Here is a 16552-nt window from a genome sequence, read left to right on the forward strand (position 1 = left end):
CCCCGATGAAGCGCGTTCTCCTGCCTTGTTTAGCGCTGCTGTGTGCACTCCTGTCCGCGTGCAGCGACCCCACGACTGCGGCGGGCGCCGGCCCGGCGCCTACTCCTGTCGCCGACCCGGCCGCTCGCCTGGACGGCGTGCACCTGACCTTCTGGACCGCGCAGAACAGTGTCAACCAGCCGAAACCCGCGATCGAGGCGTTCGCGAAGGCCACCGGGGCTGTGATCGACACTGTTGTCATCCCGGACCCGTACGAGTCGAACGTGCCGACGCGGCTGGCCTCCGGGGAGAAACCGGATCTGCTGTTCTGGCAGCCCACCGGCAGCACCCTGCCGGCCATCCGGCCCGCGGCCAATCTGCTCACGCTGGACGACGAGCCGTGGGTGGGCAAGCTCGGCAAGATCGAGCAGGGCCTCGGGGTGATCGACGGAAAGCGTTACGCCGCAATCGTTTCCAGTCCGGCAGTGCTGGGTGTGTACTACAACAAGGCCGTGTTCGCCAAGGCCGGGATCACCGAGATGCCCAAGTCCTACCCGGATCTGCTGGCCAAGGCCCAGCAGATCAAGGACAAGACCGGTGTGCCGCCGTTCTTCGAGGTCGGCGGCGACAAGTGGCCGCTGCAGTGGCAGGTCCAGGTCCAGCTGACGGGGCTTGATCAGTCCTTCTGGGACAAGCTCAACTCCAACCAGGAGAAGTGGACCAATCCCACGGTGGTCCAGGCGATCGCCGACTACAAGCAGAAGGTGCTCGACGCGGGTCTCGCGCAGCCGAACTACCGCACCGGGACCTTCACCGACCAGGGGCTGGACCTGTTCGCCGGCAAGGCCGCGATGGCGTTGAACGTGACCTCGTTGCAGACCCAGATCCAGGCCGGCCACAGCTCCAAGGAGATCGACGACACACTCGGCTGGTTCCCGATCGCCAAGGACGCCGCCAAGGCGTTGTACTCCCCGGACCAGACCAACGGCGTGGTCGCGTTCCGCACCGGTGACGAGAAGCGGCAGAACGCCTCCCGGCAGTTCCTGGCCTATCTGCTCGGCCCTGGCTACGCCGACTACATCAAGGCGATGAAGTTCGTGTCCGTGCGCACCGACGTGCCCAACCCCGACGGCCTGCCGCAGACCGCCGTCGACCAGTGGAAGGCGTTGCCGGACGCGATCGGTGTCTTCCAGGTCAAGGCGATCAACGCACCGGACATGCATCTGGCCCTCGCGGACATGATCTACGACAAGAAGACGCCCCAGGAGGTCGCCCAGGCCGCCCAGGACCAGTTCGCGCAGGTCGCCAAGGCGCAAGGGGCAGCGGGCTTCTGATGACTGCGATCCCGTCCGCCAGAAGGAGGGCCGCGGCGCAGCCGTGGTGGTTCGCGCTGCCTGCCATCGCGGTCTTCGCCGTGTTCTTCCTGCTGCCCAACCTGCTCAACTTCGTCTACCCGTTCACCGACTGGTCGGCGTTCAAGAGCGGGATCGGCTTCGTCGGACTGGCGAACTTCGAGACGATCTGGCAGGACGGGTCGCTGATGCGGGCGATCCGGGTGACCGTGCTCTACGCCGTCGGCGTGGCGATCTTCCAGAACGCCTTCGGGCTGGGCCTGGCGTTGCTGCTGGAGCGTGACACCAGGTTCAACCGGTTCTTCCGGGCGCTGTTCTTCCTGCCGGTGCTGATCTCGGCACTGGCCGTGGGATACCTGTTCCAGGCCCTGCTGGCCCAGGACGGCGCGGTGAACAAGATCCTGTCGGATCTCACCGGCAGTCACGTCGACGTGCCCTGGCTGGGCAGCCCGACATGGACACTGCTGGTCGTGACCCTGGTGCACGGCTGGAAATGGATGGGCCTGGCCATGCTCGTGTACCTGGCGGGCCTGAAGTCCGTCCCCGGCGAGATGCTCGAGGCGGCCAAAGTGGACGGTGCGTCGCGGTGGCGGACGTTCTGGTCGATCCGGTTGCCGATGCTGGCCCCTGCGGTCACGTTCAACGTCACCACGGCGCTGATCGGCTCGATGAACACGTTCGACATCGTGCAGGCCACGACCAAGGGCGGCCCGGCCGCGCAGACCGAGGTGTTCAACATCTACATGTTCCGCATCTTCGGCCAGGGCCTGTACGCCCAGGCGTCGGCGATGAGCCTGGTGCTGTTCGGGATCGTCGTGCTGCTGGCGATCCCGGTCGTGATCGGCCTGCGGCGACGGGAGCACGTGCTGTGACCACGCGAGCAATCACCACGGCGACCAAGCCCACGCCCGTCATCCCCGCACACCGGTCTGCGCCACCAAGGCCGCGGCGCAGGCGTGAACCGGCCTCGCTGATCAGGCCGTTTGTGGTGATCGTGCTTGCCGTGCTGACGATCGGCGTGCCGCTGTGGCTGGTCATCGTCACCTCGGCGAAGCCACAGGCCGAAGCGATCAAACCGAACCTCGCGCTGCCGCAGAACTGGCAGCCGGGGGAGAACTACAGCACCGCGATGAGCCAGGGCAAGCTGATCGAGGGCCTGCTCAACAGTGTCCTGGTGGTGCTTCCGTCAGTCGCGCTGGTGCTTGTGCTCGGTGCGGGTGCCGCGTGGGTGTTCGCTCGTCGTAAGGGAAAGCTCGTGTCGGCGGCCTACGCGGTGACGATCTCGGGGCTGCTGCTGCCGCCCGCGGTGATCACGATCGTGATGGAGTTGCGGCAGTTGGGCCTGGCCAACACCCGGCCCGGCATGATCGCGGTGTACACCGGGATGTACCTGTCCACCTCGATCTTCTTCATGACCGGGTTCATCCGCAGCACGGTGCCGGTCGAGCTGGAGGAGGCGGCCCGCATCGACGGCGCGGGTCCGGTACGCATCTTCGGCACGATCATCCTGCCGATGCTCCGGCCGGTGATCGCCACCGCGACGATCATGGTGATGCTCTATGCGTGGAGCGACGTGTTCTACTCGTTCTTCGTGCTGGGAGGCGGCAGCCTGGCGACGGCGCCGCTGAACCTCTACCAGGTCGCCAACGCCTCGCTGTACCTCAACAACTGGCACCTGATCTTCGCCTACGTGGTGCTGATGAGCCTGCCGATGGTCGTGGTGTTCCTGGTGGCCCAGCGCCGGATCGTGGCCGGGATCACCAGCGGTGCCGTGAAATAGTCCCTGCATCTGTCAGAAAGGATCGACATGGTCCGCGCACATTGTGGTGCACTCGGCCTTGTGTTAGCGCTAACGCTCTTCTCCCCGCTGCCCGCGGCGGCACAAGCCGAGCAGCTGATCGTCGACCTGGGCAAGACCGCCGGCCCGGTGCTGCACGGCGGCAACGGCTCGCTGTACGGCCTGTCCGACGACGGTGTGCCCAGCGACAACCTGCTGGCGCCGCTGAAGATCACCTCGATCGCGCAGAAGGCGCCGGACGGTCTGCAGCATCCCAACGGGGACGCCCTCGCGGTCGCCGACAGCTTCCGCCGCAACGGTGGCGGCGATATCCAGGTCTACATGCAGGACATCTACAAAGAGTGGCCGTACGAGGACCTCGGCATCGCGGACTATCTGTCCAAAGTGGATGTCATGGTCCGCAAGATCGCGGCGAGCCCGCACCGCAAAGCCATGATCTACGTGCCGTTCAACGAGCCGGACGCGATCTGGTACGGCCTGGGCGTCGGCGACCAGGCCACGTACGAACGCAACCGGGACCGTTTCTTCGCCGACTGGAAGACCGTCTACCAGCGCATTCGCGCGCTCGACCCGGGCGCCCGGATCGCCGGGCCCAACGAGACCGCCTACCACGGCCGGCTGATGGCCGACTTCCTGGCGTGGACCAAGGCGAACAACGTCCTGCCGGACGTGATCACCTGGCACGAACTGTCGTCCAGTTCGTTGCGGACGTATCGGGCCTCCTACCGGGCCTACCGTGACCTGGAGCGGGCCAACGGCATCTCGCCGCGGGTCATCAGCATCAACGAGTACGCCAACCGCCGCGATCTGTCCGTGCCCGGCCAGATGGTGCAGTGGGTGTCGATGTTCGAGGACACCAAGGTCTACGCCGATCAGCCGTATTGGGACATCGCCGGCAACCTTGATGGCAACACCGTGGGCACCAACAGCCCGAATGGCTCCTGGTGGTTCTTCCGTTGGTACGCGGGCATGTCCGGTCAGACGGTTTCGGTCACCCCGCCCAAGCCGGAGACCATCGACACGCTCCAGGGCCTGGCCAGTGTCGACCGCAACCGCAGGCAGGCGCACGTCCTTGTCGGTGGCACCAACGGCAGCGCGGACGTCGTCCTGCGTGGCGCCGACCGTTCGGTGTTCGGCAGCAAGGTGGTCGTGACCGTCGAAGAGGCAGCCTGGACCGGATATGAGGGCACTTCCGCGCCGCCGAAGGTGCTTCGCCGTGCCGTTCAGCCGATTGGCGCGAACGGATCTCTGACCGTGCCGCTGACGGGCATGAAGCAGATGTCCGCGTACCGGATCGTGCTCACGCCGGCGGGCATCGGCGCACCGCAAGCGGCCAGTGTTCCGTGGAGTGCGGACTATGAGGCCGAAAACGCGGCCATCACTTCCGGAACCGTTTACACGCAAGGGACAGTCAGCAACCCGAACGGATATGCTGCCTCCGGGACGAAGGATGTCGGATCGCTCAACCGGCCCGACAGCAAGGTCGACTTCACCGTGTCCGTGCCGTCGGCCGGAACCTATAGTCTCCGCATCCTGTACGGGAACCAGACCGACGCACCGGCCAGGCAGGTGGTCAAGGTCGACGGTGTGCAGGTCGGGTTGGCCGAGTATCCGCGCACGTTGAACTGGACCTACCGAGCCGCTGTCGATATGCCCGTCAAGCTCACCGCGGGGACGCACACCCTCAGCCTTGCCAAGGATCGTGGCGAGGTGACGCTCGACAAGATCGAGCTGAGTGCTGTTCCGGCGCCGGGCACCGACTACCCGGCAACGCTCGCGGAAACGTCAGGCAACGCCCTCTACTGCTACTTCTCCGGACTGGGCGAGGTCCTGCTGCCCAGTGGCAGCAAGAGCATCTTCGACGTCTACGCCCCCACGGCCGGATACTACGAGATCAAGTCCGACCACAGTGGACTGGCCACCCTCGAGATCGGGAAGACCCGGATCGGCACGCTCAAGTCGTCCACCCGGGTGTTCCTCATCGCCGGGATCAACCGCGTCTCCGTCGTGTCCAATGCCCTGACCGTCATGCGTGGCCTGCGTGTCACGCCTGCCGCGGATCAGACCGGTGTCACCGCACTGGAAGCCGAGAACGCGACACTTGCTGGTGTCGCCCGCGTGGCTGACAACATCTACGCGTCAGGCGGAAAGGCAGTCGGCTACATCGGCACAGGAGCAGCCAACACGCTCACGTTCAACGGGGTTCAGGCACCCCGCGCGGGCAACTACGTCCTGATTGTCCACTACGCGAACGACGAACGAGCCGGTTCAGGCAACTACAACACCAACGTCGTCTCCCGCACAGCGGACATCTCCGTCAACGGCGGCCCAGCCCAGCGGGCGACCTTCCGGAACACCTACAGCTGGAACCAGTTCTGGTCGCTCGCAATCCCCGTAACCCTCAAGGCAGGCAGCAACAGCCTCAGCTTCGCCAACGCCACAACCTACGCACCCGACATCGACCGCATCGAACTCGCACCACTCAGCTGAACCACAAGGGGCCTCAGGCAAATCGCCTGAGGCCCCTTGTTTTCAGACTCGCGCTGTGAACACATACGAGCCGGCGGGTACGTGGAATGTCGCGGTGCCGGTGGGCACTGCCTCCGCCGGGTAGGTGATTGTGGACGGTTGACCGGTGGGAACCTTGACTGTGGCCGAGGTTCCGGTGGGGACTGTCACTCGCAAGGTGATCGTGCCCGCGGAGACTGACCAGTCGCTGACTGCGCTTCCGTAGGGTGTTTCGTAGGCGGAGCGAGCCGATGTCAGGCCGCCGCCGGGTTTGGGGGCGATGAGCTGGGTGGCGTAGCCGGGACTGGCCGGGCCGAGGCCGCCGACCTGGCGGTAGAGGAAGTCGCCGACCGAGCCCATGCCGTAGTGGTTGAAGGAGTTCATGCCGGGGTCGTTGAAACTGCCGTCCGGCCGGATGCCGTCCCAGCGCTCCCAGATCGTTGTCGCGCCTTTGCTCTGCATGTATCCCCAGCCGGGGAAGCCCGGCTGGAGCAGGATCTGGTACGCGGTGGCGAGGTGGCCGTGATCGGCCAGCACGGGCAACAGGTTCTCCACGCCCAGGAATCCCACTGACAGGTGCCCGCCGGTCGCGGCGACCTTCGTGGCGAGCTTGTCCGCCGCGGCCTGTTGCCGGTTTCCGGGGAGCAGGCCGAACGCCAGCGCCAGGACGTAGCCGGTCTGGCTGTTGGACCCGATCGTGCCGTCGGCCGCCACGAACTTGTTGGTGAAGGCGGCCGCGACCTGGTCGGCGAGCTGTCCGTACGAGCCGGCCTCGGCGGTACGGCCGGTGGCCGCGGCCATCCGTGACACCAGCCTGGCCGACCAGCCGAAGAAGGCCGTGGAGATCAGGTCCTGCGCGGTGTTGTCGTTGACGTTGAGCCAGTCGCCGTAGGTCCACTGGTCGCGGATCAGATCGCTGCCTGATGTGCCGCGCAGGTAGTCGACCCACTTGGCCATGGCGGCGAAGTGCTCGTCGATGACCCCGACATCGCCGTAACGCTGCCAGATCGTGTACGGCACGATCACGCCCGCGTCACCCCAACCGGCACGTCCCGCGCTGTCGAGCACCGCGGGCACGACGTCGGTGAAAGCGCCGTCGGACCGTTGGGCGTCGACGAGATCGTCGGCGTACTTGCCGAAGAAGTTCTGCATCGGCGCGTTGAAGGTGGCGGTGGCCGCGAAGATCCCGATGTCGCCGGTCCAGCCCAGACGCTCGTCGCGCTGGGGGCAGTCGGTCGGGATGGACAGCATGTTGGACCGCTCGCCCCAGACGATGTTGTGCTGCAACTGGTTGACCAGCGCGTTGGAGGTGGTCAGCGTGCCCGGCTGGGCGCCGGTGGTCCACGCGGCCCGGCCGGTGATCATGCCCGTGGTGGGTGTTGTGCCGTCGGGCAAGCCCGTGACCTCGACATACCGGTAGCCGTGCACGGTGAACCGGGGCTCGTAGGTCTCCACACCGCCGGTGCCTGCCAACGTGAACCGGTCAGTCGCCTGCGCCGCACGCAGGTTGGTCGTGTAGATCGTGCCGTCGGCGTTCAGCACTTCCGCGTGCCGCATGCTGACTGTTGTGTCGGCAGGTCCTCGCACGGCGAGCCGGTTCCAGCCGCTGAAGTTCTGTCCGAGGTCGAACACCCAGACACCAGGCCGCGGCTGGCTGATGGACACCGGCTGAAGTTCCTGCTGCACTGTGACGCCGTTGTCTACTTGGGACACCAGGTTGGGCTTGGCGGCGGTCCGCTGGACAGGTGCGGACCATGTGCTGTCGTTGAAGCCAGGGCTGTCCCATCCGGACACGGCGAGCCGGGCATCGTAGGTCTCGCCCTGGTAGAGGTCATCGCTGCGGACCGGGCCGCTGGTGACCTTCCAGCTGTTGTCGGTCTGGACAGTCGCGCTGGTGCCGTCGGTGAACGTGAGCCGCAACTGGGCCGAATACCACGGTTGGGTGCCGTACCGCTGGCTGCCGCCGATGCCGAGGCTGCCCGAATACCAGCCGTTGCCCAGCCAGGCGCCGAGCGCGTTGGAGCCTTGCCGGATCTGCCCTGTCACGTCGTAGACCTTGTACTGAAGCCGTTTGTTGTAGTCGGTCCAGCCTGGGGCCAGCACATCCGCGCCGACTCGCTGGCCGTTGAGACGCGTCTCCTGCAGGCCGAGTGCCGTGGTGATCAGCCGTGCAGTGGCCACCGGCTTGCTGACCGAGAAGTCCTTACGCAGCAGGGGAGAGGGCTGGGTCACTCGGACGTTGGACGCCCAGGGGCCGGTGCCGTAGCCGGTGAGTGCGCGTGCGGCGGGCCAGACACTGTCGTTGAAGCCGCTCTGCTGCCAGCCCGATGGGCCGTCCTGGCTGGCCTTCCAGCCCGCGTCGGTGAGTACAGTCTGTCCACCTTGGACAACGAGCTTGCCGATCACCCCGGCAGGCGACTGGCTTGTGTTCTCGCTGCGCACCGCGATTGTGTTGGTGCCCGCGGCGAGTTTGCCGCTCAAGTCGACCACGGCGGCGCTCTGCCATGAGTCCGGCACCCGGGGCGAAGCGCTGACCTGTGTCCCGTTGACCCACACGTCGGCCGTGTCGTCTCCGGTGATCACCAGCGTGGCCTGGGCCGGCGCTGTGGCCAGGTTGACCGTGCGGCGGAAGTAACGAGTGGCAGGCGGCACCCCGGCGACGGGATCGCCTTCGGGATACCAGATCCACGTCGCCCCGGACAGTCCGGGCGCGACCGGGGCCTGGCCGATGAAGGCGGCGGTCCACTCGGACGCCGCTGCGAGCAGACCGGTTTCGAAGGTCCAGGTCGCGCTCCAGTCGCTGGTCCGGCCCTGGCCGTCCCATACTCGCACCCGCCACGAGTACCGGGTGAGCGACTGGAGTGCGGGACCGCCGTAGCCGATGTCCACCTGCTGGCCGGAAGCGACCTGGCCGCTGTCCCAGATGTCACCGGCATTGGTCGAGACCGCGACCTGATAGGCGGCTTGGCGCTGCTGTGCTGTCGCCGATGTCAGCGTCCAGCCGAATCGGGGGCGCTGTGCGTCGACCCCGAGCGGGTCGGAGCGGTGTTCGACAGTGCCGTTCGCCACCCGCAGCGGTGACGCCAGCTCCGGATTCGGTGCGACAACGTCGGTGTTCCACGGTGCGACGCCGTACGTACCGAGATCGGCGACCGAAGGCCATGTCCTGTCGTCGAAGCCGGGCCGTTCCCATCCCTCGGCGACTGTCTGGCCCGACTTCCAGCTGTTGTCGGTGATCAGGTCGGTCGTCGCGCCCGCGGTGACCACGCGCCCACGGCCGACGATCCCGGCCGGGCCTGCGGAGGTATTGCGCGCCGCGATGGCGATCGTGTTGGTGCCGACGGTCAACGCGGGTCGCAGGTCGACGAAGATGGCGCGGCGCCAGGAATCGCCATCCCGTGCGGACGCGGCGAGCGGCTTGCCGTTGAGCCAGACGTCGACCGTGTCGTCGCCGGTCACGACCAATTGAGCCTCGGTGACCGCGCCTGCGGTCACGGTGAAGGTTTTGCGGAAGTAGCGGTGCGCGGCGGGCGCACTCACCCGTGGATCGCCCTCGGGGAACCAGACCCATTGTGCCCCAGTCAAACTGACGGGCACCGCGGCGTTCGCGGGCCGGCTCGGCACGGCGAGGACGGACAGGATCATGGACACGACAAGCACGGCGAATACCGTGCGGCGGCTGTTACGGGGCATGGCAGGGCTCCCACTCAGCTGGCCGAACGTCTGTGTTTAAACGTTTCAATCAGCGCGCTGCAAGGAACAGTAATCAACGCGTCACGTGATCGCAACGCCGCGCGAGGTGTCCGAGCCTCGGTGGTGCGGCTGCCGGCGACAGTGCATGGCAAGGGTGATCACGGCTTTGTCCCGGAGCTGATCAGTATTGCCCGCGCCACCGGCGTTTCCGGATATCTGGGCGACGGGTCCAACCATTGGCCGGCCGTGCACCGGTACGACGCCGCGCGCCTGTTCACCGCGGCGTTGCAACAAGCGCCCGCGGGTGCACGGTTTCACGGTGTCGCCGAGGAGGGTGTGCTGTTGAGGGACATCGCCGAGGTCATCGGCCGGCATCTACGGCTGCGGGTGCGAGCGATCGCCCCCGAGGACGCGGCCGGGCACTTCGGCTGGCTGGCAGGTTTCCTGGCGGCCAGCGTCGTGGCTTCCAGCGTGCTGACCCAGAAGCAGCTGGGCTGGCACCCCGGTGAGATCGAGCTGATCCCTGACCTCGACGAAGGCCACTACTTCCAGGACCGGTGACCGTCGTGTAGTCCAATCGTAAGCGAGCAGATGGGCGTAACTGCCAGACGCGGTCGCGTGCGACCTTTAGGCTGAGAGGATGGCTGGCCGGGGCGATGGTCCGTTTGCCGAGGGCGGGGCGGGCATGGACGAGTCGGGCACGACTCTGGCGCGCGTCTATGACGCTCTGCTGGGCGGCAAGGAGAACTACGAGACCGACCGCGAGGTGCGCGACCAGCTCACCGCGGTCGCGCCGGAGTACTCCAAGGTCGCGTGGGACAACCGGCACTTCCTGCTGCGGGCCGCCAGATTCCTGGCCGGCGCGGCGGGGATCGGCCAGTTCCTGGAGTTCGGTGCGTGTTTCCCGGTCGGCGACAGCGTGCACGACGTGGTGCAACGAGCCAACCGGGACGCCACCGTGGTCTACGTCGGGATGGACCCGCTTGTGCTCGCGCACGGCCGGGCCTTGCTGGAGGACAACGACCATACGCACATCGTGGACATCGACTGGCGTGACGCCCGGAACGTGACCGGCAACGCGGAAGTCCGCAAGTACATCGATTTCGAGCAGCCGATGGCGATCAGCCATGTCAGCACTCTGTGTCACGTTCCCGACGAGTGCGACCCCTGGGCGATCATGCGCGAACTCGTGGACGTGGCCGCGCCGGGTTCCTATGTGGTGTTCGCCCATCTGCTCGATCCGGGGCCGGAGCACGAGCTGGCCGAACTGGCCGCCCGGGCGCAGGAGGTCTACCTGACCAGCCCGATCGGCAGCGGCTGGTTCCGCACGATGGACCAGATCATGGCCATGCTGGAAGGCCTGGAACTGACCGAGCCCGGCATGGTGCCGATCGCGGAGTGGTGGCCCGACGGCCCGCCGTCCGCGCCACTGGCCCCGATGCAGCGGTTACTCGTAGGTGCCGTCGCACGTAAACCGTAGGTGGCCGGTAATCGTCTGACATCTCGGTGGCGCAACAGAACCACTGACCAGGCCGATCTGCGTGCTACGCTCAACGCCCGTGCAAATGCACGTGCAGATGCACCAGATCCGGCTGGTGCTCTGACGAGTCTTGGATCGAGGTCTGCCATGATCCGCGCGCAAGGCTCTGTGGCCCGTGGGGTGGTCCACCTGTGGGCTCCGGATCCTGTCAAGACGTCCGACCGCGCGTTGTGCGGCGAAGCCGGTCCCGCCATCGGCGACCAGACCGGCAATCTCTGCGCGACCTGCTGGCGGATCCACGGCGGCCTGCTCGGCTCGGCCTTCGGGCGTTCGGCCGCGGCGCGGCACTGACAGGCGTCAGCGCATCGATGGTGTGCGCAGACCCCTGATGGTCTCGCGCAACGCTTCGTCGGCCGGGGTCGGCTCGAGCCCGAAGGTGGCTGTGGCGGCCGACGAGTCGAGCACGAACGGCCTCTGCAACTGGTACTGGACTTCAAGCATCTCTCGCGCGGCCGGATTGAAGAACCCGGCGAGGCGGAGCGCGAAACCGGGCATCCTGGTCACCTGAGCGGGCGGCGCTTCCGCGAGTTCGGCAGCGCGGATGGCAAGCGCGCGGACAGACATCGGGGCCGCAGTAGGCACGTGCCATGGACGGCCCCACGCACTTTCCTTCGCTGCGACTGCCACCAGCATGCGGGCCACGTCACCGACGTAAGTCCAACTGTGCGGCGCGTCCAAGTCGGCGGGGATGGAACTTTTGCTGCCTTTCAACACTTTGGGAAGCACCAAGGCGCTGAACGGGGAAAGCGTGCCCGCGCCCAGGTAGTCCGACCCGCGGACCTCAGCCGTACGGATCCGCCCTGCCTCGTGTGCGGCCAGTGCGTCAGTCCATAGCTTTGCCCGGACCTCGCCCTTCGTGGAGTTGGGACGCAGCGGCAGTTGTTCGGTCATCGGGCCGTCGACCTGGCCGTAGGCGTAGAGGTTGCCGGTGGTGACGAGCACTGCGCCGGTGACCTCCGCGGCGCGTACAAGCGCGGCGCCAATGGGCGGCCATTCGGTGGACCAGCGGTGATACGCCGGACCCGCGCAGCAATACAGCGCTCGGGCGCCTTCGGCATGCCGGGCGAGAGCGTCGGCGTCGGTCGCGTCCGCGGCGATTCGGGTGATCCCATCCTGCTGCGGGCCGCCGCCACTGCGGGTGAGCAGGCGGACCTGTTCGCCTTGGCCGACGAGCAGCCGGGCAGTGGCCGAGCCGACCGGACCGGCTCCGACGATGACGTGATGCGACATTCGGGACACCCACTCCACCTCGCGAGAACACCGTTCTCGGGCAAGTACACCGTACTCGCGGCGCTGTCGTCAAGAACAGTGTTCTCGCCTAGGTCGGGTGTTCTCGGATCTGTGTCACACTGAGGGCATGTCAGCACCCTCGTTGCGTGCCCGGGTCCGTTCGGAGATGAACCAGGAGATCAAGCAGGTCGCACGCCGGCACCTGGCAGCCGAAGGCGCGAACCTGTCCCTGCGCGGCGTGGCCAGGGACATGGGCATCGTCGCTTCGGCCCTGTACCGGTACTTCCCAAGCCGGGACGCCCTGCTGACAGCCTTGATCATCGACGCGTACGACGCACTGGGCACAGCGGCGACCGAAGCCGAGGCGGCTGTGCCCCGCGACAACCTACGCGGCCGCTGGCTCGCGACATGCCACGCGGCACGAACATGGGCGCTGGCCCATCCAGCCGAATACGGCCTGCTCTACGGAAATCCGGTCCCCGGCTACTCCGCCCCGCAGGAAACCGTTCCCCTGGCGGCAAAAGTGGTGTTCCTGCTCGCGGGTGTCGTCGCCGACGGCGCGGAGAACCTGGAGCCGTTGCCGCCCGTGCCCATCCCCGCGCCGGTTCGCGCAGACCTGCGCCGGACGATCGACCAGCACTCGGGCGACATGCCGGAGGAGCGCCTCGACCGCGTCTTCGCCGCCTGGACCCACCTCTTCGGCCTGATCAGCTTCGAGGTCTTCGGCCGCCTCGACGACGTGATCGAATCCCGCGCCGACTACTTCGACCACCACATGTCCCTGATGGCCGACCAGGCCGGAATTCCCCGCTGAGAGGCCCGGCTAAGCGATGGGGTGGCGTTTGATCAGCTGGCGGGCGATCACGGTGCGCTGGATTTCGTTGGTGCCTTCGCCGACGATCATCAAGGGGGCGTCGCGGAAGTAGCGTTCTACGTCGAACTCTGTGGAGTAGCCGTAGCCGCCGTGGATGCGGACGGCGTTGAGAGCGACTTCCATGGCTGTTTCGGAGGCGAAGAGTTTGGCCATTCCGGCTTCCAGGTCGGCGCGTTCGCCTGAGTCGTAGCAGCGGGCGGCGTGGTGCACGAGCTGGCGCGCTGCCTCCAGTTTTGTCGCCATGTCGGCGAGGTGGTTGCCGATGGACTGGTGTTGCCAGATCGGTTTGCCGAAGGTTTCGCGTTGCTGGGCGTAGCGCAGCGAATCTTCCAGTGCGGCCCGGCCGACGCCCAGTGCGCGGCCGGCGACCTGGATGCGGCCGATTTCCAGGCCGCGCATCATCTGCGCGAATCCGTGGCCTTCCGTTTCGCCCAGGAGCGCGGATGCGGGCACGGCGAAGTCGTCGAAGGCGAGTTCGCAGCTTTCCACGCCTTTGTAGCCCAGCTTCGGCAGGTCCCGCGACACGTGAAAGCCCGGCCCCTTTTCCACCAGCAGAATGCTGATTCCCTTGTGTGGCGGGGAAGCCGCCGGGTCGGTCTTGCACAGCAGGGCGATCAGCTGGGAGTGGCGGGCGTTGGTGATCCACGTCTTCGAGCCGTTGATCACGTAGCCGTCGCCGTCGCGCCGGGCCGTGGTTCGGATGGCCTGCAGGTCGCAGCCGCCGCCCGGTTCGGTCAGGGCCATCGTCGCGCGGATCTCGCCGGTGGCCATCCTGGGCAGGTAGATGTCCTTCTGTTGCTGGGTTCCGTAGGTCGCCAGGAGTTTCGACACGACAGTGTGGCCGCCCATCGCGCCGGCGAGGCTCATCCAGCCGCGAGCGAGTTCCTCGGTCACCGCCGCGTAGCACTGGGCGGACACGTGCGCCTCGCCCCACGGCTCGGGGACCGCCAGCCCGAAGATCCCCATCTGTTTCATCTGGCGGATGAGGTCTTCGGGATAGGTGTCGGTGTGGTCGAGCTCCCGCGCGACAGGCCGTACCTCCCGGTCGACGAACTCGCCGACCAGCGCGACGATCGCGGCTTCCTCGTCTGTGAGCCCGTGCATGGAGTTATCATGCAACATCATGGAAGTCTGCGTGAAATACAGTTTTGTGATGATGGGATCACATCGGTGGACTTGAGACAACACGGTTACGCCAAGGCGGAGGACGGGACAAGCCTGGCGTATCAGCGGAACGGCACCGGGCGGCCCCTTGTGCTGCTGGCCGGGCAGGCCAACAACCACACCTGGTGGGACCGTGCGCGCGCAGACTTCAGCGGTAGCACGATCACCATGGACTATCGCGGCACCGGAGCCAGTGACAAACCGGATCTCCCTTACTCCACAAAGGGATTCGCCGACGACGTGATTGCTGTTCTGGACGAGCTGCGGATCGATCAGGCCGACGTCTACGGCACCTCGATGGGCGGCCGAGTCGCGCAATGGCTTGCCGTATCGCACCCGCACCGGGTGCGGCGGCTTGTGCTCGGATGCACGTCGCCCGGAGGCAAGCACGGCATCGAGCGGACCAACGAAGTCCGGCGGGCACTGGCCCGGACCGATTCGCGGGATGTCCTGGCGGACATGATGTACACGCCGGCCTGGCGCGCCGAGAACCCCGGCCCGTACCAGGTTCTGGGCGATCCCGGCATGCCGCCGCACGCGGCTCGCGGTCACCTGGTGGCCAGCAACTCCCACGACGCATGGGACGTCCTGCCTCGCATCACCGCGCCGACCCTGATCCTGCACGGGGCCGACGACGTGCTTACGCCCGCGGCCAATGTTCCCCTGCTCGCACACCGTATTCAGCAGGCGCGGACGCACATCTTCCCTGGCGCACGCCATGCCTACTTCGACGAGTGCAGGCCGTTGGCGAGCACTCTGGTCGAGGAGTTCTTCGCGATGCCGTGACGCTCGCATAGTTGTCAGAACAATTACCAGACCGGTGTGCCGGGTTTCCGCCGTGAATCCGGGAATCGCGGCTCGGCCGGATAGCACACGTTCCAAACTCTGGTACCCCGGCAATCTTGGAAGAACTTTTACAGTCTGTTGTCCGGCTGTTGTCCTGTCCCTACCCGGGTCACACCATGGTGGACTCGACAAACGTCCTCACTGGAGTCCTTGAGGCGAAATGCTCGGCCGCGCCGTTGGTTGTTCTCGCGGCGGGAACAGGTGTCGAACGTCGGGGCTCGGCGGCCTTCCAGGAGCTTGACCAGATGTCGTTCATCGCGCCACTGGTGACGTGGGCACACCGGGTGGATCACCCCAACCGGGTGCCCGCCGCGCTGCAGCGGGCGTGGCTGGTGGCTCAGCACGGCGTTCCGGGGCCGGTGTACGTGGAACTTCCTGATCATTTGCTCACCGCCGAGATCGAGCGCGCCTTCCCCTGGCGGGTGAACGCCGAAACCTCCATGGCGTACAAGTCTTCCGTCAGCAGCCCGGCACTGGACGCGGTTCGCGCCGCACGCCGACCTGTACTGCTGGTCGGTGGGGGTGCCCGCCACCGCAACGACGCTCACAGCATCGAGCGGTTCGCTGACCGGCTTGGTGCGGCGCTGCTCGTCACCGCGTCAGGTCGTGGCAGCGTGGACGAGAACCACGAGCGGTTCCTCGGCCTGTCCGGGCTCTACCTCCGCCCACAGGCCGCGGAATTGTTGCGGGACAGCGATCTCGTGATCGCACTGGGCAGCCGGCTTGAGGAGACCGCGACCTACGGCTGGCCGCAGCTGCCGGTGGTCCAGGTCAACATCGCGGCCGAGGAGTTCTCAGCCGAGTTCCCCGGGCACACCGTCGTCGGCGATGTCGCCGCGGTCGTGGCGCACTGGTCGTCCATGATGGACACCCACGAGCCGGACCCGGGCTGGCTGATGCGGATCGCCGAGACGCGGGCTGCGATAGTCGCCGAGGCGAAGACCGAGACTTCCGTCATCGCCGGGCTGTTGACGACGCTGGGCGATGTTCTGCCTGAGGACCGGATTCTGGTCCAGGAGAACGGGTTGCAGGACATGTGGAGTTACTTCTTCCCGTTCTTCACGTGCCCTGCTGAGGCGGGATCGATCGTCCCTTCCGAACAGACAAGTCTCGGGTTCGGAGCCGCGGCGGCCGGGGGCGTGGCGTTGGCCGCTCCCGGCCGCCAAGTCGTCGCGTTCGTTGGTGACGGTGCCTTTGCCATGGTCGACGCGGACCTGGAAACCGTTGCACGGCATGGCCTTGGCGTGTTGTACGTGGTACTTTGCAACGGCGGTTATGGTTGGCTGCAGGCGCAGTTGGAACAGCGAAGGCTGAACGGCGAGCGATTCGAGTTCGCCGGCGGCGGGTTCCCGCCCAACCGATTCGACGGCCTGTCCCAGGTGCACTACACGGTTCTGGAAGACCCCGGCGACTGTGGGCCAGTGCTGCGGCATGCCGTCGAGGTGTGTGCGCAGGGCCGGGTCTCGGTGGTGTACGTCCCCGTGGAGCTGGCCGACCGCCCGCCCGGACTGTCCGAAATAGACTACTCCGTTCCGCAGTGACATCCGTAGCGACATCCGTTCCGTAGT

Annotated in this window: 13 protein-coding genes; 10 read left to right on the forward strand and 3 right to left on the reverse strand. The window is 66.6% G+C overall.

The annotated features are described in order from the left end of the window. The first annotated feature begins 5 nt into the window (after nt 1-5). Genes JOF56_RS31790 through JOF56_RS60260 form a run of 4 tightly spaced genes read left to right on the forward strand, consistent with a single transcriptional unit; the run spans nt 6 to nt 5619 of the window. Entirely contained in the window at nt 6-1313 is a 1308-nt protein-coding gene (locus JOF56_RS31790) for an ABC transporter substrate-binding protein (RefSeq protein ID WP_209643146.1), read from the forward strand. Beyond that, nucleotides 1313-2203, forward strand: coding sequence for a carbohydrate ABC transporter permease (locus JOF56_RS31795; protein ID WP_209643147.1), 891 nt, complete (start codon nt 1313-1315; stop codon nt 2201-2203). The genes JOF56_RS31790 and JOF56_RS31795 overlap by 1 nt, the downstream gene beginning before the upstream one ends. Next, nucleotides 2200-3111 carry a carbohydrate ABC transporter permease gene (locus JOF56_RS31800; RefSeq protein WP_209643148.1) on the forward strand — a complete coding sequence of 304 codons (912 nt, stop codon included), beginning with the start codon at nt 2200-2202 and terminating at the stop codon, nt 3109-3111. Before JOF56_RS31795 ends, JOF56_RS31800 begins: the two co-directional genes overlap by 4 nt. Nucleotides 3112-3171: 60 nt before the next feature. After that, nucleotides 3172-5619, forward strand: coding sequence for a CBM35 domain-containing protein (locus tag JOF56_RS60260; protein ID WP_209643149.1), 2448 nt, complete (start codon nt 3172-3174; stop codon nt 5617-5619). 42 nt (nt 5620-5661) lie between these two features. On the opposite strand, the gene JOF56_RS31810 is transcribed toward JOF56_RS60260, so the two are convergent. Then, nucleotides 5662-9330 (reverse strand): family 78 glycoside hydrolase catalytic domain, encoded by a 3669-nt coding sequence (locus JOF56_RS31810; RefSeq protein WP_209643150.1) that lies wholly within the window; start codon nt 9328-9330, stop codon nt 5662-5664. A 120-nt stretch (nt 9331-9450) separates the two neighbouring features. On the opposite strand from JOF56_RS31810, the gene JOF56_RS31815 reads away from it, so the two are divergent. The 3 genes from JOF56_RS31815 (at nt 9451) to JOF56_RS31825 (ending at nt 11161) form a co-directional block, all read left to right on the forward strand. After that, nucleotides 9451-9891: a Rossmann-fold NAD(P)-binding domain-containing protein gene (locus tag JOF56_RS31815; RefSeq protein WP_209643151.1), complete on the forward strand. Its 441-nt coding sequence runs from the start codon at nt 9451-9453 to the stop codon at nt 9889-9891. Nucleotides 9892-9970: 79 nt separating this feature from the next. Continuing rightward, the gene (locus JOF56_RS31820) at nt 9971-10810 is read left to right on the forward strand and encodes an SAM-dependent methyltransferase (protein WP_209643152.1); all 840 of its coding nucleotides are present in this window, start codon (nt 9971-9973) and stop codon (nt 10808-10810) included. A 147-nt stretch (nt 10811-10957) separates the two neighbouring features. After that, nucleotides 10958-11161, forward strand: a complete 204-nt coding sequence (locus tag JOF56_RS31825) for a hypothetical protein (RefSeq protein ID WP_209643153.1) — start codon at nt 10958-10960, stop codon at nt 11159-11161. A gap of 6 nt (nt 11162-11167) precedes the next feature. On the opposite strand, the gene JOF56_RS31830 is transcribed toward JOF56_RS31825, so the two are convergent. After that, the gene (locus JOF56_RS31830; protein ID WP_209648603.1) at nt 11168-12100 is read right to left on the reverse strand and encodes an NAD-dependent epimerase/dehydratase family protein; all 933 of its coding nucleotides are present in this window, start codon (nt 12098-12100) and stop codon (nt 11168-11170) included. Between the two features lie 127 nt (nt 12101-12227). Between JOF56_RS31830 and JOF56_RS31835 the strand changes: the two genes are divergently transcribed. Beyond that, the gene (locus JOF56_RS31835; protein ID WP_209643154.1) at nt 12228-12914 is read left to right on the forward strand and encodes a TetR/AcrR family transcriptional regulator; all 687 of its coding nucleotides are present in this window, start codon (nt 12228-12230) and stop codon (nt 12912-12914) included. 9 nt (nt 12915-12923) lie between these two features. On the opposite strand, the gene JOF56_RS31840 is transcribed toward JOF56_RS31835, so the two are convergent. Next, nucleotides 12924-14078: an acyl-CoA dehydrogenase family protein gene (locus JOF56_RS31840; RefSeq protein WP_209643155.1), complete on the reverse strand. Its 1155-nt coding sequence runs from the start codon at nt 14076-14078 to the stop codon at nt 12924-12926. Between the two features lie 66 nt (nt 14079-14144). Here JOF56_RS31840 and JOF56_RS31845 point away from each other — a divergent pair, with 66 nt between their 5' ends. Together JOF56_RS31845 and JOF56_RS31850 are read left to right on the forward strand one after the other, a co-directional pair. Beyond that, on the forward strand, nt 14145-14924 hold the full coding sequence (locus JOF56_RS31845; protein ID WP_307855347.1) for an alpha/beta fold hydrolase: 780 nt from the start codon (nt 14145-14147) through the stop codon (nt 14922-14924). Between the two features lie 176 nt (nt 14925-15100). Next, nucleotides 15101-16525: a thiamine pyrophosphate-binding protein gene (locus tag JOF56_RS31850; RefSeq protein WP_209643157.1), complete on the forward strand. Its 1425-nt coding sequence runs from the start codon at nt 15101-15103 to the stop codon at nt 16523-16525. The last annotated feature ends 27 nt before the right edge of the window (nt 16526-16552 follow it).

The organism is Kibdelosporangium banguiense, assembly GCF_017876405.1.
GTDB lineage: Bacteria > Actinomycetota > Actinomycetes > Mycobacteriales > Pseudonocardiaceae > Kibdelosporangium > Kibdelosporangium banguiense.